Source organism: Leclercia sp. J807 (genome assembly GCF_009734465.1).
Lineage (GTDB): Bacteria > Pseudomonadota > Gammaproteobacteria > Enterobacterales > Enterobacteriaceae > Enterobacter.
Genome location: NZ_CP046446.1, coordinates 549254 through 572699, shown reverse-complemented (window position 1 = coordinate 572699; position 23446 = coordinate 549254). Strand labels below are relative to the sequence as shown.

The window sequence follows — 23446 nt, the reverse complement described above, 5'->3', positions numbered from 1 at the left end:
CCGTTAATCACCTGTCTCATCAACGGAACGGATCTGGGAAAAGAAATGGAAGAGCAAGCCATACGCCATTTATTAAATGGCCGCCGATATCTTTTATTACAAGGACCGATGGGCCCCTGCTTTGCACGTCTGGCGACCTGGCTGCAGCACAGCCACCGCGAAGTGAAGCAGGTCTGCTTTAATGCCGGAGACGCCTGGTATGCCGCAAAAGAGACGTCGCTGCACTACACCGGCCCGGTGAAAAATTTTGCCTTCTGGCTGCGCGATCTGCACAAAGAGTACGCCTTCGACACCATCGTCTGTTTCGGGGATTGCCGCCCGATGCATGTCGAAGCGAAGAAGTGGGCGCGCGGTAAAGCCATCGACTTTCTCGCCTTTGAGGAGGGGTATTTCCGGCCATTTTATATCACCCTGGAAAAAGGCGGCGTGAACGCCTTCTCCTCGATGCCCATCGATGCGAAATACTATCGCGAACAGCCGCTGCCGGAGCTGAAAACCCCGACGCCGTGGAAGCCCAGCGCCTTTAACCGTGCCGCCCACGCCATGCTTTATTACGCGGCGGGCTGGTTTGGTCGCCATCGCTATCGCGGCTACCGCCACCACAAGTCATTCTCCCCGTGGTATGAAATGCGCTGCTGGGTCCGTGCCGGCCGTCGTAAGCTGTGGTATCGCTGGAAGCAGCGCCACATGCTGAGCCATATCACCGAAACGCTGGACAACGCATACTACCTGGCGATTTTGCAGGTCTACAACGATAGCCAGATTGTTCACCACAGCCCGTATAAAGATGTGCGTGACTATATCGAAACCGTGATCCGCTCCTTTGCCCGCCATGCGCCGAAAGAACACCATCTGGTGTTCAAGCATCACCCGATGGATCGTGGTCACCGCTATTATGGCGTGCTGATTAATACGCTGTGCGAGAAGTACGGCATTACGACTGACCGGGTGATCTATATCCACGATCTCTCCCTGCCCGCCCTGCTGACCCACACCCGGGGAGTGATCACCGTTAACAGCACTGCGGGGCTGTCGGCGCTTATCCACAACAAGCCGCTCAAGGTGATGGGCAAAGCGCTGTATGACATCGAAGGCTTAACCTGGCAGGGGCCGTTGAACCAGTTCTGGCAAACGGATTTCGCGCCTGACAAACAGCTGTTCCAGCGTTTTCGTACCCACCTGCTCTATAACACGCAGATTAACGCCGTGTTTTACGGTAAGTCAGACTGGCTTAACGTCCCGACCGAACTCCCCCTGCCGGATTCTATTACCGATTCCGAACTCGAACGCTAATTCACCACTCTGCCGGGGGGATTGCCCCGGCGGATCCGATCTGCCCCTCGCTTTTATCCCCTCGTTGTAAAAATAACTAATGTTTATCCCTAATCTGGCCGTTATAACCTAAGACAAATTTTCACGCCGTTTTTTGCACTGACATATTTTGTCAGCCCGCACCGGCGTAATTCACAGCAATGTTTTAAATCACGGGAAAGCTATATGACAATTCCGACCAGGAGTCGCTCGGCTGAAAGGTTGGTAGATATTCTGCTGGAGCTTCATTTACACGGCGTGGTTAACCGCCAGGCATTGATGCATAAATTTAATATTACTGAGCGCACCGTCTATCGCGATCTGAATGCACTCTCGCCGATTGTGGAGTACACCGGAAACGGGCTGTACCGGCTTATTCATTCCCCGCAGGCACACACCGGCCCGGGGCTGCATCACGTCATTGCTAACTTCCTGAATGTGGATGACTATTTTCCCGACAAAGGCCGTGAATTCTGGCAGAAACTGGAGTCACGGGTGGAGGAAAACCATATTATGATCCTCGGTAACGAGGCCGAGCGAAAAGAAAAATGGGATATTCACGCGCAGCTTGCAGCCTTTGAGAAAGCGATTAAGGGCCAGCAGATTTGCCAGATCCTCTATAAAGGAAAATCGCGGCAGGTTAACCCTTATAAAGTAATTAACAAAAAAAATATATGGTATTTACAAGCCACCGAAGACGGCAGATTGAAATCGTTTTCTTTAAGCCTTATTCAGTGGCTGGATATTCGCAGCGAAACCTTCACGCCAGATAACGACACCCTCGAATTACTGGAAAAAAATCCCGACCCGTGGGTCAGCGAAGAGACATTCGAAGTGGATGTGCTTATTCCCACCACTATTGCGCACTATTTTAAACGCCGCGATCTGCTGCCCGGCCAGGAAATTCTGGCGGAAGATAAAAACGGCATCACCCTGCGCTGCCATGCCGCACATGAAAACCAGATCCTGCCGCTGCTCTTCTACTGGCTGCCTAACATCGAGGTGCTGGAACCGGCATGGCTGAAGCAGAAATTCGTTGCCACTCTGGAGAACTATCTGGCGGACGTGGAGTGATCCGCTTCTAACATCGTGATCCCCTTCACACAATCCCCTCCTCTGACGGCGAGCCTGAACCACTCGCCCTCGCAGTTGACCGCTCATCCCGCCATACAACCACTCACCGATTTACCTTCCTTTACACGCGCAAGGCTCTGGCAAGATCGCCGCAGCATTAATCACTCTCTCTACAGCGAACCCTGACGCTTTTTTCATCTAAAAACCAGGTCTTATTATGGATATCAAAAAACTACTTAAGCACGTCCCCTGGCTGCTGCTTGGGATACTCGGGGCATGTTGCCTTGCCGTCGTCGCCCTGCGTCGCGGCGAGCACATCAGCGCCCTGTGGATCGTCGTGGCCTCCGTGTCGGTCTATCTGGTGGCGTACCGCTACTACAGCCTCTACATCGCGCAAAAGGTCATGAAGCTCGACCCGACGCGCGCCACTCCGGCAGTCATTAACAATGACGGCCTTAACTACGTACCAACCAACCGCTATGTGCTGTTTGGCCACCACTTTGCGGCTATCGCAGGCGCGGGTCCGCTGGTTGGGCCGGTCCTGGCGGCGCAGATGGGCTACCTGCCGGGTACCCTGTGGCTGCTGGCGGGCGTGGTGCTGGCGGGTGCGGTGCAGGACTTTATGGTGCTGTTTATCTCTTCTCGCCGTAACGGCGCCTCTCTGGGTGAGATGATTAAAGAAGAGATGGGCCGCGTCCCAGGTACCATCGCTCTGTTCGGCTGCTTCCTGATCATGATCATCATCCTTGCGGTGCTGGCGCTGATCGTGGTAAAAGCGCTGGCGGAAAGTCCGTGGGGCGTCTTCACTGTCTGCTCTACCGTGCCGATTGCGCTGTTCATGGGGATCTACATGCGATTCCTGCGTCCGGGCCGCGTGGGCGAAGTGTCAGTGATCGGTATTGTGCTGCTGGTGGCCTCCATCTACTTCGGCGGCGTGATTGCCCACGACCCGTACTGGGGCCCGGCGCTGACCTTTAAAGACACCACCATCACCTTTGCGCTGATTGGTTACGCCTTTATCTCCGCCCTGCTACCGGTATGGCTGATTCTGGCACCGCGCGATTACCTGGCGACCTTCCTGAAAATCGGCGTAATCGTCGGTCTGGCGATCGGCATTGTGATCATCAACCCAGAGCTGAAAATGCCTGCGGTGACCCAGTACATCGACGGTACCGGTCCACTGTGGAAAGGCGCACTGTTCCCGTTCCTGTTTATCACCATTGCCTGTGGTGCGGTCTCTGGCTTCCACGCCCTGATCGCCTCCGGCACTACGCCAAAACTGCTGGCGAACGAAACCGACGCGCGCTTTATCGGTTACGGCGCGATGCTAATGGAATCTTTCGTGGCGGTCATGGCCCTGGTGGCGGCCTCCATCATCGAGCCGGGTCTCTACTTCGCGATGAACACCCCACCAGCGGGCCTGGGCATTACCATGCCGAACCTGCATGAGATGGGCGGTGACAACGCGGCGCTGATCATGGCGCAGCTGAAAGACGTGAGCGCCCACGCGGCGGCGACCGTCAGCTCCTGGGGCTTTGTGATCTCCCCTGAGCAGATCATGCAGACGGCCAAAGACATCGGCGAACCGTCGGTTCTGAACCGTGCCGGTGGCGCACCAACCCTGGCGGTAGGTATCGCCCACGTGTTCCACAAAGTGCTGCCATGGGCAGACATGGGCTTCTGGTACCACTTCGGTATTCTGTTCGAAGCGCTGTTCATCCTCACCGCGCTGGACGCCGGTACCCGTGCAGGCCGCTTTATGCTCCAGGATCTGCTGGGCAACTTCGTGCCGTTCCTGAAGAAAACCGACTCGCTGGTAGCGGGCGTACTGGGAACCGCGGGCTGCGTAGGTCTGTGGGGTTATCTGCTGTATCAGGGCGTTGTTGACCCACTGGGCGGCGTGAAGAGCCTGTGGCCGCTGTTCGGTATCTCTAACCAGATGCTGGCGGCTGTCGCCCTGGTGCTCGGCACCGTGGTACTGGTGAAGATGAAGCGCACCAAATACATCTGGGTGACCGTGGTTCCTGCTCTGTGGCTGCTGCTCTGCACCACCTGGGCGCTGGGTCTGAAACTGTTCAGCTCCAACCCGCAGCTGGAAGGCTTCTTCTTTATGGCTAACCAGTACAAAGAGAAGATTGCCGCAGGCGGCAGTGAGCTGACTGCCCAGCAGATTGCCAACATGAACCATATCGTGGTGAACAACTACACCAACGCGGGTCTGAGCATTCTGTTCCTGGTGGTGGTCTACAGCATCATCTTCTACGGCATCAAAACCTGGATGAAAGTGCGTAACGCCGAGGGTCGTACCGATAAAGAGTCGCCGTACGTACCGGTGCCGGAAGGCGGCGTGAAGACCTCTTCACACCATTAAGTCAGTAACCTCTATATAGGCCCGGATCGCTGCGCGCTACCGGGCTTTTTCTATCTGGATGGCACAATGTTTGGTAACTTAGGCGAAGCAAAAAAATACCTCGGTCAGGCGGCGAAGATGCTGATTGGCATTCCGGACTATGACAACTACGTTGAGCATATGAAGACCAACCATCCGGATAAGCCGTACATGACCTACAACGAATTCTTCCGCGAGCGTCAGGAAGCGCGCTATGGCGGAGGAGGAGAAGGCGGCGTACGCTGCTGCTGAAGGAGAAACCATGACACCGATTGCAGTTACCCTACTCACCGGCTTTCTCGGCGCGGGCAAAACCACCCTGTTGCGTCACATCCTTAACGAACAACACGGCTTTAAAATCGCCGTCATCGAAAACGAGTTCGGTGAAGTCTCGGTGGACGATCAGCTGATTGGCGATCGCGCCACCCAGATCAAAACCCTGACCAACGGCTGCATCTGCTGCACCCGCTCCAACGAACTCGAAGATGCCCTGCTCGACCTGCTCGACAGCCGCGATCGCGGTGAGATCGACTTCGACCGCCTGGTGATTGAGTGCACCGGCATGGCCGACCCCGGCCCGATTATTCAGACCTTTTTCTCCCATGAGATCCTCTGCCAGCGCTATCTGCTGGACGGCGTGATCGCCCTGGTCGACGCGGTACACGCCGACGACCAGATGAACCAGTTCACCATCGCCCAGTCGCAGGTGGGCTACGCCGACCGCATCCTGCTGACCAAAACCGACGTCGCAGGCGACAGCGCCAAACTACGCGAACGCCTGATGCGCATCAACTCCCGAGCCCCTATCTATACCGTCACCCATGGCGATATCGACCTGTCTCAGCTGTTCAACACCAACGGCTTTATGCTGGAAGAGAACGTCACCTCAAAACCGCGCTTCCACTTTATGGCGGACAAGCAGAACGACGTGGCGTCGATTGTGGTGGAGCTGGATTACCCAGTGGATATCAGCGAAGTCTCCCGGGTAATGGAGAACCTGCTGCTGTCGTTTGCCGACAAACTGCTGCGCTACAAAGGGATGCTGTGGATCGATGGCGAACCGAACCGCCTGCTGTTCCAGGGCGTACAGCGCCTCTACAGCGCCGACTGGGATCGCCCCTGGGGCGACGAGCAGCCGCACAGCGTCATGGTGTTTATTGGCATTGAACTGCCAGAAGAGGAGATTCGGGCAGGGTTTGCGGGATTACGGAAGTAACGCCTGATGGCGCTTCGCTTACAGGCCTACGGAACAGGTAGCCCCGGCAAGCGCAGCGCCGCCGGGGAGGTGGCTACTCAAACAGCTCCGCATGTGTCCCCAGGTCGGTAAACACCACCAAATGCTTTTTATCATCGACGCGATAAATGAGAAGATAATCACCCCCAATATGCAGTTCCCGAAATCCTTGCATATCACCAGTCAGGGCGTGGTCGCTGTACTCGGCGGGAATGGGATTGCCGGAAAGCACTAACGACATGATCGCTGCTGTATCGTGCATATCTCTCCGGCCTGCTTTGTTGTAGCGTTCCCATGCCTTAACAAAGGTTTTGGTGTAATCAGATCGGAACGGTAGCGGGGCGCGTTTACTCTTTCCCATTTTTTAAGCTCTCCATGAGCTGTTCAACACCATCGAAGCGTCCATTCTGGTGTGTGGAAATCTCTTCGGCTTCGCGCATCGCATTGCGTAACCGTGTAGTAGGTTTGCGGGTTACCTCAAAAGGAATCCCTTCATTTTTAACAATCTGTTCTGCAAACAGGCGTATCGCCGTGCTCCAGTTAAGGCCACAGCTTTCAAGCACATCGCCCGCGCGAGCTTTTAGTTCACTGTCAATACGTGATCGAATAACGGAATCCATAGCTCCTCCTAATTTTCGTAGCTACATTGTAGCCACAAAAACGATGGTTTGCACTTTTTCTGAGCGTCTGGCAGAAATGGAATTAATGTTGGTGGGAATGGGAAATGCAGTAGCTTACCGTTGAAAATGTAAATCCGCGTTTTTATCTGTTACATCAGAAACATTTTCGGAAATTATAAGAAACTCAATTAATACTTAACTAATTACTTTTCCCGCCCCGTTCAGTTTCTGTTTAGGCGCTAATCTAAACCTCCTCTCAACATGAAAAATTTAACGATTGACCCGGTACCATTTACACCTTTCGCTCACATCATCTGAACAAAATCCACACAAAAACAGCATAAAACCGCGCGCCTGAGTACATTTGCAGCCGTAAACCTCGCCTGTTAGGGTGTGCGCAGACAAATTAGATGACGAGGCATAAAACATGAAAAAGCTTAATATCTTCATCCTTGCTGCACTGACCGCGATTTCAGGCTCCGCAATGGCCATGGGCGGCAGCATCGAACAGGGCAAAAACTTCACCAACCTGAATCTGGAAATGGGCAAGTCCTCTTCTGGCCTGTATGCCGAAAGCAACTGGCTGAAAAACACCGATGACGGCACCCAGACCGGTGGTGTTGGTGCGGGTTATAACCTGGAAGTGGGGCCAGTGATGCTCAATGCCGGTGCGAAAGCCATCTATCTCGGGCCGAAAAAAGGCGATAACGGCGTGGCATTCCCTATCGGTGGCGGCGTCAACCTGGCCCTGACCGACAGCATCCACGTTTACGGTGAAGGCTATGTCGCGCCGGAAGGACTGAACAACAGCGTGAAAAACTACGTTGAAGCCAACGGCGGCGTGAGCTGGACGCCGGTTACCCCCGTTACCCTGAAGGTGGGTTACCGTCACGTCAGCGTTGATGGCAAAGATGGCCGTCCGGGCCACACCCTGATTGACGGCGCCTACGTTGGCGGCGGCGTCACCTTCTGATAAAGCCAGGTCTGTAGCCGCGCCGCCATGCGGATATTGCTCCAGACCAAAACATAAAAAAGGCGGCATCCGCTGCCGCCTTTGTACCGGTAAGACTTTTACCGGCGGATCACCACCAGCTTCTGGTTCACAAACTCTTTAATCCCCAGATCCGACAGCTCACGCCCGTAACCGGAACGCTTCACCCCGCCAAACGGCAGCTCTGCCGCGGTATCGGTGAGCCAGTTGATCCACACCATCCCGGTTTCGATCTTCGAGGCCATCTTTCTGGCACGATCGGTATCTTTACTGAAGATCGCGCCGCCCAGACCGTAGTGGGAGTCGTTGGCGAGCTTCACCGCCTCCTCATCATTTTTCACCACATAAATCTGCGCCACCGGGCCGAAGAACTCTTCGAAGTACGCCGGGTTATCGCGGGTGATATTGGTCAGGATGGTCGGCTCAAAGAAGCTGCCCTCGCGCTGCACCGGTTTGCCGCCGTAATGCAGCGTGGCGCCATTTTTCACCGCCTCATCGACCTGCTTTGTCAGGGTTTCCAGCGCGTCTTTAGAGGAGAGCGGCCCAAGCGTGGTGCTCTCGTCCAGCGGATCGCCAATCTTCACCTGCTTAAAGGCTTCGGTGTACTTCGCCAGGAACTCCTCCGCCACTTTCTCGTGGATAATAAAGCGTTTGGCTGCGGTACAGACCTGTCCGGCATTGGCCAGGCGCGCATTGACGCCAATTTTTACCGCCTTCTCCAGATCGGCATCGTCCAGCACCACGAAGACGTCGTTACCGCCCAGCTCAAGGGTCGATTTTTTGATGTGCTTCGCCGCCTGGGCCGCCACAACGCTACCGGCCTTCTCAGACCCGGTCAGCGCCGCGCCCTGCACACGATCGTCAGCGATGATATTTGCCACCTGATCTGAAGAGATAAACAGGTTGGTCCACGCCCCATCCGGGGCACCGGCTTCACGCACCAGATGGGCGAAAGCCTCGGCACAGTGCGGCACGATGCTGGCATGTTTGGCGATAACCGGGTTACCCGCCGCCAGGTTCGGGGCCAGCACGCGCATCAGTTGGTAGTAAGGGAAGTTCCACGGCTCTACGGCCATCACCACGCCGATGGGGTGATGCTCCACCCACGCCTCGCCGAGCTCCGAGGGATATTTCACCGGCGCAAGGAACTGCTTCGCATTGTCGGCGTAGTAGCGGGCGATCTGCGCGCAGAGTTTTACCTCGCCACGGCTCTGGGCTATGAGTTTCCCCATCTCCTCGCTGGCGATTTTAGCCAGCTCTTCAGTACGGGAATCAATCAGATCCGCCAGCTTATGCAGCACCGCCAGGCGCTTGTCGATACTGCCCTTTGACCAGTCGGAATGGTAGAGCGCATCAGCCGTATTCAGCGCCGCTTCGACGTCAGCATCAGTATGAGAAGGATATTCTTTGATGAGTTTGTTGTTGGCAGGATTCACTGTCTGATAGGCCATTGTTGCCTCCTTTTTTACCGCTTGGGGTATTAAGGGTAGTCAAAATGGCTGGTTTCGCAGGTAAAGTTAGGTATACAGGGTGTGCCACCCGGCGGGTGGCGTGAGATATAATTGCTCCATTCAGGCGACGCAGCGTTCGTTCCAGCTATCTTGAAGACAATCTTTTCCTATTCGCTATTTTTTCTGGCAAGAGATTTTTCTAATACACCAATAACGTTTAAACATACGTAGAATACAACAAACCATAACGCGGCATAAAAGAACTTCATTGGCCACACGACAGGCAACATAAGGCAAACTATAAAGCCGCCTACAAATAATACGGCTTCAAACAAACTCCAGATCTGAACCGTCAAGAATATCAAAGCCTTTAAAATATGCTTATACATACAGGAGAAAAAATTGCTATTTTGCATTTAACTTACTGTCACGATTTCTATTTGTCTAAATAGGGCCACCATCGTTGGCTTGCTATAAAAACCGCTTCCAAAAAGGGTTTTACGAGGGTGAAGTCAATTATATCGAGCGCGCCACCTTCAGGTGGCATCTGTTGTTTTAGATCACTAAAATTTCCCGCAAACCGCATTACCCCACTGTTCATCGGTAGTTTCTGGAATATCGCTATAATCGATTTCCTTATCAGACTTTTCTGCCAATGCTAACAGTTCATTAGTATGCAGCATAATATGTAGTGGCATATCATCGCGTTTGAGTCTCACCACTTCATGCTTTTTCATGTCCATATGAATTAACGTACTCCTGTGGCAGTAAGATTAATCACAGGGATAACCAGATTTTCCTGAGCGTAGAACATTGTAAGATTACTGAAAGAGTAGATACGCCCTGATAACTTAACATTGATAGTATTTCCGTAGCCGCTAATTATGGCACTGCCATTATCTGAAACAAGAAAAGGCTCACTTTCCCTGAGCTGCTCTATCGTCTGATTTTTATTATCCAGGTAATAACGATAGACATCAGGCACGGTTGCCCCCCCCATACTGCGTGACGTAAAGCGTCACGTTTTCTGAAATCTCCTTTTGCATCACTAAACGATCGTCGCTTCGACTCTTCATGAAGTATTCATAAGAAAAATAGCCTGCAACGATAATAAGTAACAGGATGGTGATCAGCCGATGTAACCATTTAATAGCCGTGCTGACGTGCATAGTTTATTCCCTGTTTAATCCAAAACTGATCGCGCGGGTCGTCACCATAGGGAAATTCGCCATGCCATGCACCCCATTGTGGACGCGACGTCTTAGCATGTGACTGCGCAAAACCCGCTCCCATATAGAGCGTTTTCTCAGGTATACCCTCGGCAAATCCTGTTGCACCATAATTAAAATTGCCAAAATTTGCCAGTTTTCTGTCTTGCTGTTTGTAATCCCAGGGCCCTCGATTCCGGACTTTTTGATAGAACCAGTAATAAGTTTGCGGCAAGGCCATATTTCTCGACATTCCATTTATACGCGCCTCGCGCATATTCTTATGAATAAGATCCAAACCCTCTTTGGGTAATAATGGTATAACGGCCATATATTCATTCCTTTGATAATTTCGCCTATAAGTCCATGATGCCTCGTCGCTATTTTATTTAACCCTGAATTTTATACCACTATTCTTATCACATAACGACCTCTCCCAAATTATTCCAGGCGACACCTTTGTCCGCTCATGCTATAAGCACCTAAACCCCTTTACCCTTCACACCGGTAATCGCCATGCCCCATACTCGCCAAGTCAATCAGACCTTCATACGCCAGCCCGGCGTGGAGCTGCGCAGCACCTGGCAGAGCTCTCAGGCCTATAAGCGTCATAGCCATGCCCAGCTTTCTATTGGCGCCATTCTCGAGGGGCAAACCTGCTGCACCTGCAACGGCGAGCCGTTCATCCTCCATCCAGGCGATCTGATTGTGATCCCCGCGCATCTGCCGCACAGCTGTAACCCCGTTGCGGGACAACCCCGCAGCTACCACATGCTCTATCTGGAGACTGACCTTCAGCCCGCCATGCAGGTGATCCGCAGCGAAGCACTTTTCCGCCAGTATCTGGCTGTGGTTGACACGCTGTCGCCCGGGGCGATCAACGCCCTGCTATCTGCTCTGGCTGAAAGCAGCGCCACGCCTGAGCCTCTTCGTCCTTCCAGCCTTGCACTGTTACAGACCCTGCGCCAAAGCCTGCAGGAACCGCCCTCACTCGATGTTTTAGCCCGACGCTTTTCCCTGCGCAAAGAGACGCTAATCAGAACCTTTAAGCAGGATACCGGCCTGACGCCCGGCACCTTCCTTGCCATCTCAAGGGTAGAGTTCGCCAAAGCCCGGCTGCGCGCCGGGGACAACATCGCCGACGTTAGCTACCAGAGCGGCTTTGCCGATCAGAGCCACTTCCATAAAACCTTCGTCAGCTACACCGCCGCCACGCCGCGTCAGTACGCAACCGGGCGATCAATATCCGACAATAATTAGCGCTCGCACCGGCGTAGCCTGACCTCAGTTTTATTGATGAGGTCACTATGGAACTGACTACCGCTCTCTTTCCGCCCGCTTTTCTGGCGCTCGCGCTGGCGCACTTCGTCGCCCTGCTCAGCCCTGGCCCGGATTTCTTTTTGCTGATGGGTTTCGCCGCCCGTCATCGTCTGCGCGGCAGCGCCGGGCTGTGCGTGGGGATAGCCCTGGGCAACGGGCTCTATATCCTGCTGGTGATCATTGGCGCCAGCGCGCTGCGCCAGTACACGCTACTGTTTAACGCCATTGAACTCCTGGGCGGGCTGTATCTGCTGTGGATAGGCTGGCATCTGCTCCACAGCCGCGCCCGCACCCTGAAGCTGGATAATGCGGAGCCGGAACGCCCAGGCTTACGCAGGCAGCTTCTGCTCGGTCTGGGCTCGGCAGTATTAAATCCGAAAAATGCCCTCTTTTATCTGGCGCTGATGACCGCCCTGCTCGGGCCGAATGTGACGCTGCTCCAGCAGTCGGTGAGCGGCATCTGGATGGTCACGGTGGTGCTGGTGTGGGATCTGGCGGTGGTGTCGTTCATCGCCCTGCCCGCCGTTCAACGTCGGCTGAGCAACCACCTCTGGAAGATGGAGCGCGTGGCGGGGATGGTGCTGATGGTGTTTGGCGGCGGGATCCTGTGGCAATTTTTTTACCTTCTTGCCGCTTCCCTCTATCCTTAACCCTATGGAAAAACTCGCTGAACTCAAACGCGCCAAGCTACTGGCGCTGTCGCTGCTGCTGATTGCCGCCGCGACCTTTATCGCCACCCTCTTTCTGCCACAAACCTTCTGGGTGCGCGGTGTAAAAGCCATTGCCGAAGCGGCGATGGTTGGCGCGCTGGCGGACTGGTTTGCCGTGGTGGCCCTGTTTCGTCGGGTGCCGATCCCCTTTATTTCGAAGCATACGGCGATTATCCCACGCAATAAGGACCGGATTGGCGACAATCTCGGCCAGTTTGTGCAGGAGAAGTTTCTTGATACCCAGTCGCTGGTGGCCCTCATCCGCAAGCATGAACCGGCGCTGCTTATCGGTAACTGGTTCAGCAAGCCGGACAACGCCGAGCGCGTCGGGCAGCACATCATGCAGGTGATGAGCGGTTTTCTGGAACTGACCGACGACGGGCGCATTCAACGGATGCTGAAGCGGGCGGTGCATAAAGCGCTGGATAAGGTCGATTTCAGCGAAACCAGCGCCGCCATGCTGGAGAGCATGACGAAAAACGGGCGTCATCAGGTGCTGCTGGACGCGGTGATTAATCGCCTGATTACCCTGCTGCAGCGCGACAGCACACGCGATTTTATCGCCGCGCAAATCGTCCACTGGCTGAAGACCGAACATCCGCGCAAATCGATGGTGCTGCCCACCGAGTGGCTGGGGGATCAGAGCGCGGAGGTGGTTTCAAACGCGGTGAACGCCATCCTGGATGACGTCAGCCACGATCGTACCCATCAGATCCGTCAGGCCTTCGACCGCGCGGTACTTAAGCTGGTTGATAACCTGAAAAACGACCCGGAAACCGCGGCCAAAGCCGAGAACATCAAAACGTATCTGAAGAACGACGAGGCCTTTAACCGCTATCTGGGCGAAATGTGGGCCGACCTGCGCCAGTGGCTGAAGGCCGATATGCAGCGCGACGACTCCCGCGTGAAGCAGCGCCTTGCTAACGCCGGGCTGTGGTTTGGTGAAACCCTGGTGGCGGACAGCAACCTGCGCGCCTCGCTGAACGAACATCTGGAGCAGGCCGCGCACCGCGTGGCGCCCGATTTTGCCCGCTTCCTCACCCGTCATATCAGCGACACGGTAAAAGGTTGGGATGCCAAAGATATGTCCCGCCAGATTGAGCTGAACATCGGCAAAGACTTGCAGTTTATCCGCGTCAACGGCACGCTGGTGGGCGGCACGATTGGGCTGATCCTGTTTTTACTCTCGCAACTGCCGGAACTCCTGCCGCTACTGGGCCGCTAAAAAAAGGCCGGATCGCCGGCCTTCTGCGCATTACGCCAGCCAGCCGCCCTGATCGATCTCCAGCAGCAGCAGGATGGTTAACGCCTGGGCGTAGGGCACCGGGGCCATCGCGATATCGCAGTAGTACTGAATATCCCAGCCCAGCATGGTGCCGCGGGAGGCTTCCAGTACAATCCCCTCCTCGTCAATGCGCGCCATCACCGCCTCGAACGCCCGCAGGGCATGCCTGCTCACCGACGCATCCAGAATCCCCATCCGCACGCCGCGCAGCATCCCCCAGGCAATACCCGCCGTGGCGGAGGACTCCTGCGGCGAGAGGGGATCGTCCAGCACCGTATGCCACATGCCGTTCTCCGCCTGCAGATCGCACAGCGTGCGCACCTGACGCGCCACCACCTGCGCCAGGTAGCGACGTACGCTGGCGTCCAGATGCTCGCCCATCAGCGCGATAAATTCCGGAATGGCGACGGTGATCCACGCGTTGCCGCGCGCCCAGAACGCCCCGGCGAAATGGTGCTTATCGACAAAGGTCCAGCCGTGATACCACAGCCCGCTCACCGGATCGCTGAGATAGCGGGTGTGGAGCAGGAACTGATAGCTCGCCTCGTCGATCAGATCCCGGCGTTTGAGCACGATCCCCGCCACGCCAAGGAACAGACAGGTCATAAATAGCGTGTCATCCCACAACTGGCCGGTGTTCGCCTGCTCTTTCACTACGTGCTGGAATCCGCCCTCTTCGGTTTTTGGCAGGTCGCGCAGCAGGGCATCGGCCCAGTCGTTGACCGTCTTAAGCAGATCCTGGCGCTGATGATGCCCGGCCACCAGCGCCAGGGCGATCATCGGCGCGGTGGTGTTGATCTGCATCTCCGGCAGCCCTTTCGCAATCTGCGTTTCGTACCACGCCAGAATCGACTGCTGCAGCGCCGCATCCTGCTGGTGTTCCGCAAAGCGCCAGAAGCCATACAGCCCGACGCCAATCTCCCACTCCCACTCTTCGAAGTTGATGGAGAACCCGTCTCCAGACCCTACTTCATCAAGATTTTTCAGTCGGCAGAAACCGCGCACCACGCGATCCAGTATTTTCCTCTGCTGTGCGCTGTTCATGCTGTCGCCCCTTTTAAGAATGTTTCTGCATGGGCCAGTAATGCCCCGGTATCGGCGGCACGCGTGAGCGCCAGGTGTTGCTGTTGATGCCCCAGGTGGCCAGAAGCGATAAACAGCGCATCCGGGAACAATTTCCCCGCCAGATACTGCGCCGTCTGGAAGGCGAGCACGTTCTCCTCGCCCCAGAACGCCATCACGTCGCAGCCCCGCTCATCGTGCCAGTAGCGATAGCCCAGCAGCGTGGATTTTATCCGCCGCCACAGCACCGCCGGGAAGTGCTCTCCCCGATGGCGATGCCAGAGAACGAGCAGCGACAGGAGTGAAAACACCGAGCCCGCCTCCCGGGCGCTGACGCGCTTCAGGGTGCTGTACAGCAGCGCGTCGAGTTCCGGGCCATATTCCCGCTGCGCCATCAGCGTTAACAGGCGTTGACCGCTATCGTCGTGGGCCGTCGTGCTGTGCGCAGGCGGCGTGTACTGCCGTGGGGCGATGAGCTGCGGGCACGCGTCCGGCAGCCCATAGCCAAGCGGGGTCGCGTCGAGGTAGACCATTTGCAGGGCAAATGTCGTATCGCGTTCAAACAGTTCATCCAGATGGATCAGCAGGCGGTTCTTACCGGCGCTCAACGCCAGCGCGACCTCGGTGTGCTGCATGCGGTTGCGGGTAAAGGGTGTAAAGCAGGCCAGCGGCTCGTCGTCACGCCAGATCCGCACGCCGCCGCAGGTCGTCAGACGAAAGGTAAAAGTGCCGCTATGGGGCACAAAAAGATCCACCCGCAGCCAGCGCTGCAGATGGTACGCCAGCGGATAAAAGCCCGAAAAAGAGAGAATGTTGTTGTCGCCGCTAAAAACCCCTTCCCGGCACGGCAGAGCCTGGGCGGGATCCACCCGCCGCCGGGCGTGGGTCTTCAGGAACACCCGACGGCAAAACGACGGCGCATCCGGCCCCACCTCAATGGTAGGCTCTGTCGTTTCGCCGGTATAGAACTCGGCAAAGCGCTCTGCTTTTGCCGCTGACCCCAGAAAACGCGTGAGTGCGTCGCTCTGTGCTAACTGCCAGTCACCTTGTGACATATCTTCCTCATCAACCCGTCCATTACGCCGCTATCATCAGCAGATTGGCCTTGCGGGGCGAGCAGCCCAGGAGAGGGATTGGCGGGATATGCCTGACAACTCACAAACCGGACGACAGGCAGCGATGCAGCGTGATGCCGATCACACCACGCAACCGGCAAGGAAGAAGAATGATGAGGACGATCACGTCAGGTTTTTAGCCCTCTCCACCTGACGTGATGTTGATCACACTAAGACTTCAGCGCTTTCAGCTCTTCGCTCAGGCTGTCCGCCAGCGCGCGTACGCGGGAGGCATCGAACAGCACGTGCATGCCGGGAGAAGCATCGGCATGCTTTAAGCAGAAGTCGTCCAGTTCGGCGGCGCTGCGATAGAGCTCCTGGATGTTGATCTGGCAGATTTCGCGCATGCTCCAGCTGTTCTCCACCTCGCGGGCAAAGCGCAGGGTAAAGAACGCCTTCTGGGCATGGACAAACAGATGGCAGTAGAGGGCAAAGCCCTGCCACTCCTCAAGCCAGCGGCGTTTCAGCGCATACGGGAACGCGGCGGTGTCGGTAAAGCGCAGGGCCGCTTCCTGTAACGTCTGCGAGGCGTCCCGGGCCTCGTCTTTTTCGCGGGCAATGCGTGCCAGCGACGCGGCAGAGGCTTCCACGTCGCTGGCGCTGAAGAAAATATCGCGCTCCGAACCCGGCAGCCAGTGGTTGCGGTTGAGCTGCCCGTAGAGGCTCCACACTGCCTGGCCATAGCTTTCCGGCACCTGACTGTGACGATGAAAAACGTGATCGCGCACGTAGATGGCGCCATAGAGCACCTGCCCGGCCTGCTCAAGCAGCGCGTGGAAGGTGGCAAAAGTGTCGGCATCCGGTTGCCAGCCATAGCGCTCATCCAGCCAGCTATGCAGCAGTTGCGCCACGCTAAGGTGGCTGCCATCGCTGGCTAACATCCGGCTACAGGCCACCAGATTGCACTCGCTCAGGGTGCCCATCACCCAGTGGTTATCCACCCCTTCCCAGCTGGCTTTGCACACCACGCCGCGGATCGCCGGATTCGAGCGGCACCACAGCAGACGCCCCTGCAGTTCGTCGATGCGCAGCCAGGGAAAGACGCCCCAGCCCACCTCTTCGCCCACCAGATCGATATCCGCCCACACTTCGCGCTCCTCCACCGCCAGCAGGGCCGGGTTATTGGGAAACGACGGCCAGAAACGTTCCGGAGTGAGTTTAATGGAGACGCTGACGCTCTCGGGCAGCGGGCGGATTGCCTCCAGCACGTTGTGCAGATCGTGATTGCCCGCCGGAAATACCCGCAGCACCAGATGTTTATTTTCGGCCTGCATGGTGCGGGACATGGCATTAAAGCAGCGGCTGTAGATGGCCAGGCTTCGGGCGTCGCGCTGGACCTGATTGACTTCGCCCTCTGCCTGTAACTCCCAGTTAGGGCGCGACACGGGCAGCAGGCCGTCGGTGCTGGAGATCGCGACCAGCAGGCCGCTAATGGCAGGAATCCGCTGGCAGATCAGGGCGATTTTACGGGTCAGGAACCCGCACCAGAAATCAACGTCGAGGCGCACGCCGTGGCCCGGCTCAAACAGATGCGGGTGCGCCAGCAGCAGTTCGGTAGGGAAGCTGAACTCTTTGGCCTGCAGGTAAAAACGCAGCCCCTTTTGCTGGCAGAGTTGGCCCAGCCGGTTGAGGTAGACGCAGCGGGCACGCTGCTGGCTGGAGAGGCGGTCGTTGTCGAGATGCGGCGTGTAGCCTTTCGGGGAGACCAGTTTGTCGAACAGATCCACCTGCCCGACAACCACGGTGTTAAAGTCATGCGCGACGGCCCAGTCCACCAGTTCGCAAGCCTTTTCCCAGTTCCAGTAAGCCTGATTATTCAGCTCCAGCGCCCGCGTCTGCCACATAGATCCCTTCCCTTTGTCATCCGATTAGCCAACCGGCATTACTACCATAGAAGGATGAATTAATGTGCAGACTACCGCACATTATCATTTATCCCCGGCGGGAGGCGTGATGATATAGCGCGTCGGCGCGAAACAGTTAAGAAACAGATGCATAAGGAACACAATCGTCAGGGTCGCCACCAGCGCCACCGTCACCGAGACGATGCGGTAGAGATCGCTGAACACCAGGTCGCCATCCGGGTGCATGTTCTGGCCGAACATAATGCCGATGGTGGTGATGCTGGCAAAACCGACCCCGGCCCCCACCTTCTCCATCACGTGCAGGCGGGCGCCAAACGCCAGCCCGAGCCCAATCAGCGGCATCATCAGCAGCATGTGGCTGCTGTGATCGTAGAGCACCATCTGCACCAGCAGAATATAGAGGCAGCCGAGCACCACCCCCACCACGCGCCACAGCGAACTCATTACCGCGCCGCGATAGTGCATCGGGAAGAGGATCAGGATACCCGCCATCAGCGCCGACAGCGAATCGCTGAGATCGCTTATCTGGAACACCACAAAGATCAGCGTCGCCACGGTCCCGGAGAGCAGCGATTCATGGCGCACGCGGGCGGCATCTTTCTCCAGCCGCGGCGGTGGCGTGCGCGGCTCGACATCCGGCAGCAGATAGTGCATCAGCGCGCTTAAGCAAACCGCCATCACGCTGGCTTCGAGGTTGGAAAAGAGCAGCGTGTGCCAGTTGGTGGTGGGATAGCTCATAAAGTTGAGCATGGTGCTCTGGCACACCACCCCCATCGAGCCAAAGAGGAACAGCGGCCCCTGGCTCATAAAGCGAAAACGCATCACGTAGAGGCCAAACACTACCAGGGTCATGATCACTGGCCATTGCGCCAGATAACCGATGATAAATACCATTTCAATGCAGTTCAGCGCCGAACTGAATACAAACTGTTTTGCCACGTGGCGGTTAAACACCGGCACCAACGACAGCAGCATGATCGGGTAGATCACGAAGAAGACGCCGTAGCTGGTGTTGTAGAAGCTCGACACGCTCAGGGCGATCATCCCGGCAAAGACGATGCGCAGCGTCTGGCGAAAGTCGTTGGCGGTGTAGACGATATTGCCGTGCGGGGTAAAGACCCGCGCCAGGGTATTAATAGACATAATCAGTACACATAGTGCAGCAGGCTGACGAGGTGGATCTGCATCCCGGAGAAGAAGCGGGCAAACGGACCTTCGCTGTTATAGAGCTGCACGGTGGCGCGCGCCCCGGTCGGCAGGTGCTTTGGCAGCGGCTCGTCCAGCGCCACGTGAATGCGCATGCGCTGCGCGTCACGCACCCAGCGGTTGGAGGTTTCCGGCTCAGAGAGCTGGCCGTTGACGGCCTCCTGCCCGGCCAGAATACCGGCGTCGCTGCTGGTGACGTGGGCGCGGAAAACGTGGCCCGGGAAGGCGTCAAACACCACGGCGGCATCGGTTCCCTGACGGGTATGGCGCAGGCTCTTTTCCCGGAAATCGGCGACGATATCGCTCTGGTTATTCACCAGCGCCAGCGCCGCCGAGCCGGAGGTAGCATAAAAACCGGGGCTCAGCTGCACGTTACTGACGGTACCGTCCGCCTCGGCGTAGATTTTCGTCCAGCGGAGATTGAGTTCCGCCTCGTCCAGCGCGTTGCGGTATTTTTGCAGGGTCACGTTACGCTTTTCGTCGCGCTCGCCGCGCTCAATGCGCAGCTGATGGATGGTGGCTTCCAGATTCGCCACCGCCTGCTCGCTGCCCTGCCAGGTGGTGCGGACTTTATCCAGATCCGCCTGGGAGACGTTCTGCAACGTGCTGAGTTTCTGATAGCGATCGAAGGTAACTTTATCGTTACGGGCGGTGAGCTGGGCGGTTTTCAGGCTCGCCTGGGTCGCCACAATTTGCGCGTCCAGCTGCTGATTGGCGAGACGCGCCTGCTCCAGCGCGATCTGCGCCGCTTCCACTTTATTACGGAATGGCGTCGGATCGAGTTCAAACAGCAGATCGCCCCGCTTCACTTGGCTGTTATTATGCACGTGCACCGCCGCTACATAGCCGGAGACGCGCGCGGAAACGGGCGTCACCACACGCATCACCGTGGAGTCCGGCGTCAGCGGGATCCAGATATCAGCGATAATGAAATAGACAAACATCAGCAGGAAAGAGGCAATACTTACCCTTACCCAGCGGGCAAACTTTTGTTCAGGGGTCATGATTATTCGGTCTTGTTATCTTCTTCGCGGATAGTCCGCAAGTTGCAGGCGATTTGATTGAGTGTGGCGCTGAAAATCTCCAGATGTTCCGGGGCGATATTCTGCGATACCCGCTCCTGGAACGTCTCGATAATCTGGGTCAGGGTTTTCAGCACCGCGTTACCCTTGGGTGTGAGCGTCAGCAGCCGGATACGCTTGTCATAAGGCGATGTAGTACGCAGCAGGTAGCCCTGCTTTTCCAGCTGTGAAAGGGTGCGCATCAGCGGCGGCAGTTCAATGCCCTGCACCTCCGCCAGTTCGCTCACCGAGACGTTATCCCCCAACTGCTTTAGCTGCATCATCACCGTCCAGCTCGACTGGGTTAACCCGGTGTCGAGAATGGCTTCGTCAATCACTGCGCGCCACTGACGCACAATCATTGCCATCCGCATGCCCATCGGCCTGCGGCAGAACAGATCTTCTTCACGCATGGGGGATCCTCGTTTCACACGCTGAGAAGATAATAGTTATCAGGGTAAGTATCAAGAAACGAGGATGTTAAGAGCAGGAATTGCGAAACGGTCAGGCTAGTTGATCACCTTATGCAACGTGTTCTGGAAGGGCTTGTGCTCCTGGGAAAATAAGAGAAACTCGGATGCTGAAAGGTATTGTTCCACGGCATTCCATGCCACGACTTCGGTATAAAGCTCCGCGATCAGCGTCACCAGTTCGTGGTGTTTATTCATCCAGACTTCATGTTTAAATAACGTGGCTTTATTTTTATCGCTCAATAATGAGACCAGAGATTTTATCTCTTTCAGGGTGTTACGTAGCGTAACCGGCAGATCGTGGCTGCTGAGACGGGAAATATAATTCTCGGAAAGGGCGGCCAGACTATCCGGCGTACACTCCCCGCTCGCGAGAGAAATAACGCTTTGAAATAACACGCTTTCAGCATAACTTTTTAATGTTGACATAATTTATACACGTCCTTGTTAATATATTCCATTATGCGAGCAACTTAATATCCAAGCTGCAATTATGAGTATCAACTTTTCATAAAGCGTGAGGTTTGGCAATCGTAATAATATTAATTATTGATATAAGACAATTCTAATAAACAATATAATGAATAGATATGAATTTAGCTAAATTCATTCATAGCACAAATAATATCTATTCGTAAGGGCGCCGAAGTATACGCCGTGAAAGCATACACGTTGATTGAAAATCCCGCCTTTCCGATTTATAGTCAATGTACGGAAAAATTCCGTACATTAAAGATCACTTTTGGAGTAAAAATGTCAGCACTGAAAAAACAGCGCATCGACCTCAGGTTAACGGAAGAAGACAAGGATCTGATCGAAGAGGCTGCGGCGATGACTAACCAGACAATTACCCAGTTTATGGTTAACAGTGCCTCTGAACGTGCTGCAGAAGTCATTGAGCAGCATCGTCGTCTCATCCTCAATGAAAATTCGTGGAACCGGGTGATGGATGCGCTCGACAATCCGCCAGAGCCGAACGACCAGCTGAAACGCGCAGCGAAACGCTTACAAAACATGGAGTAAGGCGTGACTAAACTGACGATAAGGATGTTTTCGCATGAGGCACGCTATGATTTAACAGACTTCAATTGCGGGGATAGCACCCTGAACCGTTTTCTGTTCGATCACCTTGCACGCCAACACAGCGGGCGCCTGCTACGCGCCTATCTTCTTGTCACCGATGACCCTGAGCCAAAAGTGCTGGGTTACTATACGTTGTCCGGCAGTTGCTTTGAGAAAGAGACACTGCCCTCAAAAACGCAGCAGCACAAAGTGCCGTACGTCAATGTGCCCAGCGTCACGTTAGGACGTCTCGCCATACATCAGGATTTCCAGGGCCAGGGCTGGGGGATGACGCTGGTGACCCATGCCATGAAAGTGGTCTACCTGGCCTCACAGGCCGTTGGCATTCACGGCATGTTTGTGGATGCACTCAACGATAAAGCGAAAGCGTTTTATCTCAAGCTCGGCTTTATTTCGCTAACCGGCAGCAATGCCAACTCTCTTTTTTATCCTACAAAATCAATCGAGAAGCTGTTTGTTGAGTAAGTTGCGAATCACCGGGTGGCGCGTAGCGATCCCGGCCTACCCAGGCACGAACCGTAGGCCCGGCAAGCTTGCGCCGCCGGGCGTTTTTTAGCTGAGGATTGACTTCGGCTCCATAAACGCGCTGATCCCCCATGCCCCCATCTCACGTCCCACGCCGGAGTGCTTAAATCCGCCGAACGGCGCTTTGGGCTCGTGTGTGAGGGTATTGACCAGCACGCGACCCGCGTGGATCTGCTGCGCCACGCGCCGGGCACGCCCGCTATCGCCACCGAGCACCAGCGCGCTCAGGCCATAGTCGGTGTCGTTGGCAATGGCGATGGCCTCCGCCTCATCGCGGTAGGCGATCACGCACAGCACCGGACCAAAAATCTCTTCCCGGGCGATAGCCATCTGGTTATGCACATCGGTGAACAGCGTTGGCCGGACAAACCAGCCGTCCCGGGTACCCTCCGGCCGCCCTACCCCGCCCGCCAGCATACGCGCCCCCTCTGCCAGCCCTTTCTGAATATACCCCTGCACCCGCTGCCACTGTCTCTCGCTCACCATCGGGCCGACCACGGTCTTCGCATCGCGCGGATCGCCCGACACCACCGCCGCGACAGCCTGGGCCAGCGCCTGCTCGAATTCCGCTTTCCGCGACTGCGGCACCAGAATACGCGTACCGGCCACACACGCCTGCCCGCTGTTCATCAGCCCGGCCTGGATCGCCAGCGGAACCGCCTGTCTAATATCGGCATCCTCAAGAATGAGCGTCGGGGATTTACCGCCCAGCTCAAGGGTAACGCGGGTAAAGTTCTCCGCCGCGTTGCGCAGGATCGCTTTGCCGGTGCGGGTCGATCCGGTAAAGGAGATTTTTGCCACATGCGGGTGACGGCTAATCGTCTCCCCCACCGTATCGCCGCGCCCGGTAACGATGTTAAACACTCCCGGCGGCAGGTCGGCGGCGTGCAGCGCCTCGGTCACAATCTGCGTCTGCAGGGCGCTCATCTCGCTGGGCTTGATCACCGCGGTGCAGCCTGCGGCCAGCGCCGCCGCCAGTTTGCCGCAGATAAAGCCCGCATCGCTGTTCCACGGGGTGATAAGCCCGGCGACGCCGAGCGGGGTCATCTCTACTGTCGCCGCACCCGCGACGGTCGTAAATTCGAACGCCTCCAGCGCCTCAATGGCCTGGGCAATCACCTCTGCCGGATAGCTCGCCATCCAGGCCGAGCGTGATGCGGGGGCACCATACTCCTCAACCACCGCCGCCAGCAGATCGTCGTGGCGGGCGGCCACCGCCGCGTGCATTCGTTGCAGGGCAGCAATGCGCGTTTGCTTTGTGGTTTGCGACCACGCCGAAAACGCGGCGCTGGCCGCGGCAATGGCACGTTCGCCATCCACCGCGTCGGCCAGACGCACCTGACCGATGACGCGCGCCGTCGCCGGGTTATACAAATCGAAGCGCTCCGTGCCGTGTGGGGTGACAAACTCACCGTTGATATAAACCTGTTCGATGTGATGCATAGCGACCTCCTCAGACTGGATAA

At 56.2% G+C, this 23446-nt stretch carries 27 protein-coding genes; 12 read left to right on the top strand and 15 right to left on the bottom strand.

Annotated features, from left to right (window positions below):
- Positions 1 to 45 precede the first annotated feature (45 nt).
- From GNG26_RS02680 to yjiA, 5 genes are all read left to right on the top strand, one after another.
- Complete coding sequence (locus GNG26_RS02680; protein WP_156237701.1) at positions 46 to 1293, top strand: capsule biosynthesis protein; 1248 nt, start codon at positions 46 to 48, stop codon at positions 1291 to 1293.
- A 204-nt stretch (positions 1294 to 1497) separates the two neighbouring features.
- Complete coding sequence (locus GNG26_RS02675; RefSeq protein WP_156237700.1) at positions 1498 to 2385, top strand: YafY family protein; 888 nt, start codon at positions 1498 to 1500, stop codon at positions 2383 to 2385.
- 217 nt (positions 2386 to 2602) lie between these two features.
- Positions 2603 to 4756 carry a carbon starvation CstA family protein gene (locus tag GNG26_RS02670; protein ID WP_156237699.1) on the top strand — a complete coding sequence of 718 codons (2154 nt, stop codon included), beginning with the start codon at positions 2603 to 2605 and terminating at the stop codon, positions 4754 to 4756.
- 66 nt (positions 4757 to 4822) lie between these two features.
- Positions 4823 to 5026: a YbdD/YjiX family protein gene (locus GNG26_RS02665; RefSeq protein ID WP_032616354.1), complete on the top strand. Its 204-nt coding sequence runs from the start codon at positions 4823 to 4825 to the stop codon at positions 5024 to 5026.
- Between the two features lie 10 nt (positions 5027 to 5036).
- Positions 5037 to 5990 carry a GTPase gene (yjiA, locus tag GNG26_RS02660; RefSeq protein ID WP_156237698.1) on the top strand — a complete coding sequence of 318 codons (954 nt, stop codon included), beginning with the start codon at positions 5037 to 5039 and terminating at the stop codon, positions 5988 to 5990.
- A gap of 73 nt (positions 5991 to 6063) precedes the next feature.
- Here yjiA and GNG26_RS02655 read toward each other — a convergent pair whose 3' ends face one another.
- Positions 6064 to 6369, bottom strand: a complete 306-nt coding sequence (locus GNG26_RS02655; protein ID WP_114315981.1) for a type II toxin-antitoxin system YafQ family toxin — start codon at positions 6367 to 6369, stop codon at positions 6064 to 6066.
- A complete protein-coding gene (locus tag GNG26_RS02650; RefSeq protein WP_114315982.1) occupies positions 6356 to 6628 on the bottom strand; it encodes a type II toxin-antitoxin system RelB/DinJ family antitoxin in 273 nt (90 codons plus the stop codon). Before GNG26_RS02650 ends, GNG26_RS02655 begins: the two co-directional genes overlap by 14 nt.
- Before the next feature lie 427 nt (positions 6629 to 7055).
- Between GNG26_RS02650 and GNG26_RS02645 the strand changes: the two genes are divergently transcribed.
- Positions 7056 to 7601 (top strand): YfaZ family outer membrane protein, encoded by a 546-nt coding sequence (locus tag GNG26_RS02645; RefSeq protein ID WP_156237697.1) that lies wholly within the window; start codon positions 7056 to 7058, stop codon positions 7599 to 7601.
- Between the two features lie 98 nt (positions 7602 to 7699).
- Here GNG26_RS02645 and GNG26_RS02640 read toward each other — a convergent pair whose 3' ends face one another.
- From GNG26_RS02640 to GNG26_RS02625, 5 genes are all read right to left on the bottom strand, one after another.
- Positions 7700 to 9070 (bottom strand): NAD-dependent succinate-semialdehyde dehydrogenase, encoded by a 1371-nt coding sequence (locus GNG26_RS02640; RefSeq protein WP_103178115.1) that lies wholly within the window; start codon positions 9068 to 9070, stop codon positions 7700 to 7702.
- Between the two features lie 563 nt (positions 9071 to 9633).
- Positions 9634 to 9813: a hypothetical protein gene (locus tag GNG26_RS02635; RefSeq protein ID WP_103823120.1), complete on the bottom strand. Its 180-nt coding sequence runs from the start codon at positions 9811 to 9813 to the stop codon at positions 9634 to 9636.
- Positions 9814 to 9818: 5 nt separating this feature from the next.
- Positions 9819 to 10055: a hypothetical protein gene (locus GNG26_RS22590; protein ID WP_231604208.1), complete on the bottom strand. Its 237-nt coding sequence runs from the start codon at positions 10053 to 10055 to the stop codon at positions 9819 to 9821.
- On the bottom strand, positions 10048 to 10239 hold the full coding sequence (locus tag GNG26_RS22585; RefSeq protein ID WP_231604205.1) for a hypothetical protein: 192 nt from the start codon (positions 10237 to 10239) through the stop codon (positions 10048 to 10050). The genes GNG26_RS22590 and GNG26_RS22585 overlap by 8 nt, the downstream gene beginning before the upstream one ends.
- Entirely contained in the window at positions 10217 to 10609 is a 393-nt protein-coding gene (locus GNG26_RS02625; protein WP_156237696.1) for a polymorphic toxin type 44 domain-containing protein, read from the bottom strand. Before GNG26_RS02625 ends, GNG26_RS22585 begins: the two co-directional genes overlap by 23 nt.
- A 185-nt stretch (positions 10610 to 10794) precedes the next feature.
- Here GNG26_RS02625 and GNG26_RS02620 point away from each other — a divergent pair, with 185 nt between their 5' ends.
- Genes GNG26_RS02620 through GNG26_RS02610 form a run of 3 tightly spaced genes read left to right on the top strand, consistent with a single transcriptional unit; the run spans position 10795 to position 13533 of the window.
- Complete coding sequence (locus tag GNG26_RS02620; RefSeq protein ID WP_156237695.1) at positions 10795 to 11538, top strand: AraC family transcriptional regulator; 744 nt, start codon at positions 10795 to 10797, stop codon at positions 11536 to 11538.
- A 47-nt stretch (positions 11539 to 11585) separates the two neighbouring features.
- Positions 11586 to 12248 carry a LysE family translocator gene (locus GNG26_RS02615; protein WP_156237694.1) on the top strand — a complete coding sequence of 221 codons (663 nt, stop codon included), beginning with the start codon at positions 11586 to 11588 and terminating at the stop codon, positions 12246 to 12248.
- 4 nt (positions 12249 to 12252) lie between these two features.
- Complete coding sequence (locus GNG26_RS02610; RefSeq protein ID WP_114388034.1) at positions 12253 to 13533, top strand: DUF445 domain-containing protein; 1281 nt, start codon at positions 12253 to 12255, stop codon at positions 13531 to 13533.
- A gap of 30 nt (positions 13534 to 13563) precedes the next feature.
- Here the strand turns inward: GNG26_RS02610 and GNG26_RS02605 are convergent, their stop codons facing one another.
- Together GNG26_RS02605 and GNG26_RS02600 are read right to left on the bottom strand one after the other, a co-directional pair.
- Positions 13564 to 14637 carry a glycoside hydrolase family 105 protein gene (locus GNG26_RS02605; RefSeq protein WP_103823110.1) on the bottom strand — a complete coding sequence of 358 codons (1074 nt, stop codon included), beginning with the start codon at positions 14635 to 14637 and terminating at the stop codon, positions 13564 to 13566.
- Entirely contained in the window at positions 14634 to 15710 is a 1077-nt protein-coding gene (locus GNG26_RS02600) for a hypothetical protein (RefSeq protein ID WP_156237693.1), read from the bottom strand. Before GNG26_RS02600 ends, GNG26_RS02605 begins: the two co-directional genes overlap by 4 nt.
- Before the next feature lie 88 nt (positions 15711 to 15798).
- On the opposite strand from GNG26_RS02600, the gene GNG26_RS22740 reads away from it, so the two are divergent.
- Positions 15799 to 15924, top strand: a complete 126-nt coding sequence (locus tag GNG26_RS22740) for a hypothetical protein (RefSeq protein ID WP_255410173.1) — start codon at positions 15799 to 15801, stop codon at positions 15922 to 15924.
- Positions 15925 to 15940: 16 nt separating this feature from the next.
- On the opposite strand, the gene GNG26_RS02595 is transcribed toward GNG26_RS22740, so the two are convergent.
- From GNG26_RS02595 to GNG26_RS02575, 5 genes are all read right to left on the bottom strand, one after another.
- Positions 15941 to 17614 carry a hypothetical protein gene (locus tag GNG26_RS02595; protein ID WP_156237692.1) on the bottom strand — a complete coding sequence of 558 codons (1674 nt, stop codon included), beginning with the start codon at positions 17612 to 17614 and terminating at the stop codon, positions 15941 to 15943.
- 84 nt (positions 17615 to 17698) lie between these two features.
- Positions 17699 to 18778, bottom strand: coding sequence for a DUF2955 domain-containing protein (locus GNG26_RS02590; RefSeq protein WP_103823107.1), 1080 nt, complete (start codon positions 18776 to 18778; stop codon positions 17699 to 17701).
- A 2-nt stretch (positions 18779 to 18780) separates the two neighbouring features.
- A complete protein-coding gene (locus GNG26_RS02585; RefSeq protein WP_103823106.1) occupies positions 18781 to 19848 on the bottom strand; it encodes an HlyD family secretion protein in 1068 nt (355 codons plus the stop codon).
- On the bottom strand, positions 19848 to 20315 hold the full coding sequence (locus GNG26_RS02580; RefSeq protein ID WP_156237691.1) for a MarR family winged helix-turn-helix transcriptional regulator: 468 nt from the start codon (positions 20313 to 20315) through the stop codon (positions 19848 to 19850). Before GNG26_RS02580 ends, GNG26_RS02585 begins: the two co-directional genes overlap by 1 nt.
- Positions 20316 to 20411: 96 nt before the next feature.
- Positions 20412 to 20801 (bottom strand): hypothetical protein, encoded by a 390-nt coding sequence (locus GNG26_RS02575; RefSeq protein WP_114315996.1) that lies wholly within the window; start codon positions 20799 to 20801, stop codon positions 20412 to 20414.
- Positions 20802 to 21125: 324 nt separating this feature from the next.
- Here GNG26_RS02575 and GNG26_RS02570 point away from each other — a divergent pair, with 324 nt between their 5' ends.
- Both GNG26_RS02570 and GNG26_RS02565 read left to right on the top strand, forming a co-directional pair.
- Complete coding sequence (locus tag GNG26_RS02570; protein ID WP_103823103.1) at positions 21126 to 21395, top strand: DUF1778 domain-containing protein; 270 nt, start codon at positions 21126 to 21128, stop codon at positions 21393 to 21395.
- A 24-nt stretch (positions 21396 to 21419) separates the two neighbouring features.
- Positions 21420 to 21920 (top strand): GNAT family N-acetyltransferase, encoded by a 501-nt coding sequence (locus GNG26_RS02565; protein WP_370463886.1) that lies wholly within the window; start codon positions 21420 to 21422, stop codon positions 21918 to 21920.
- An 87-nt stretch (positions 21921 to 22007) separates the two neighbouring features.
- Here the strand turns inward: GNG26_RS02565 and GNG26_RS02560 are convergent, their stop codons facing one another.
- Positions 22008 to 23423, bottom strand: coding sequence for an aldehyde dehydrogenase family protein (locus GNG26_RS02560; RefSeq protein ID WP_156237689.1), 1416 nt, complete (start codon positions 23421 to 23423; stop codon positions 22008 to 22010).
- Positions 23424 to 23446: the final 23 nt, after the last annotated feature.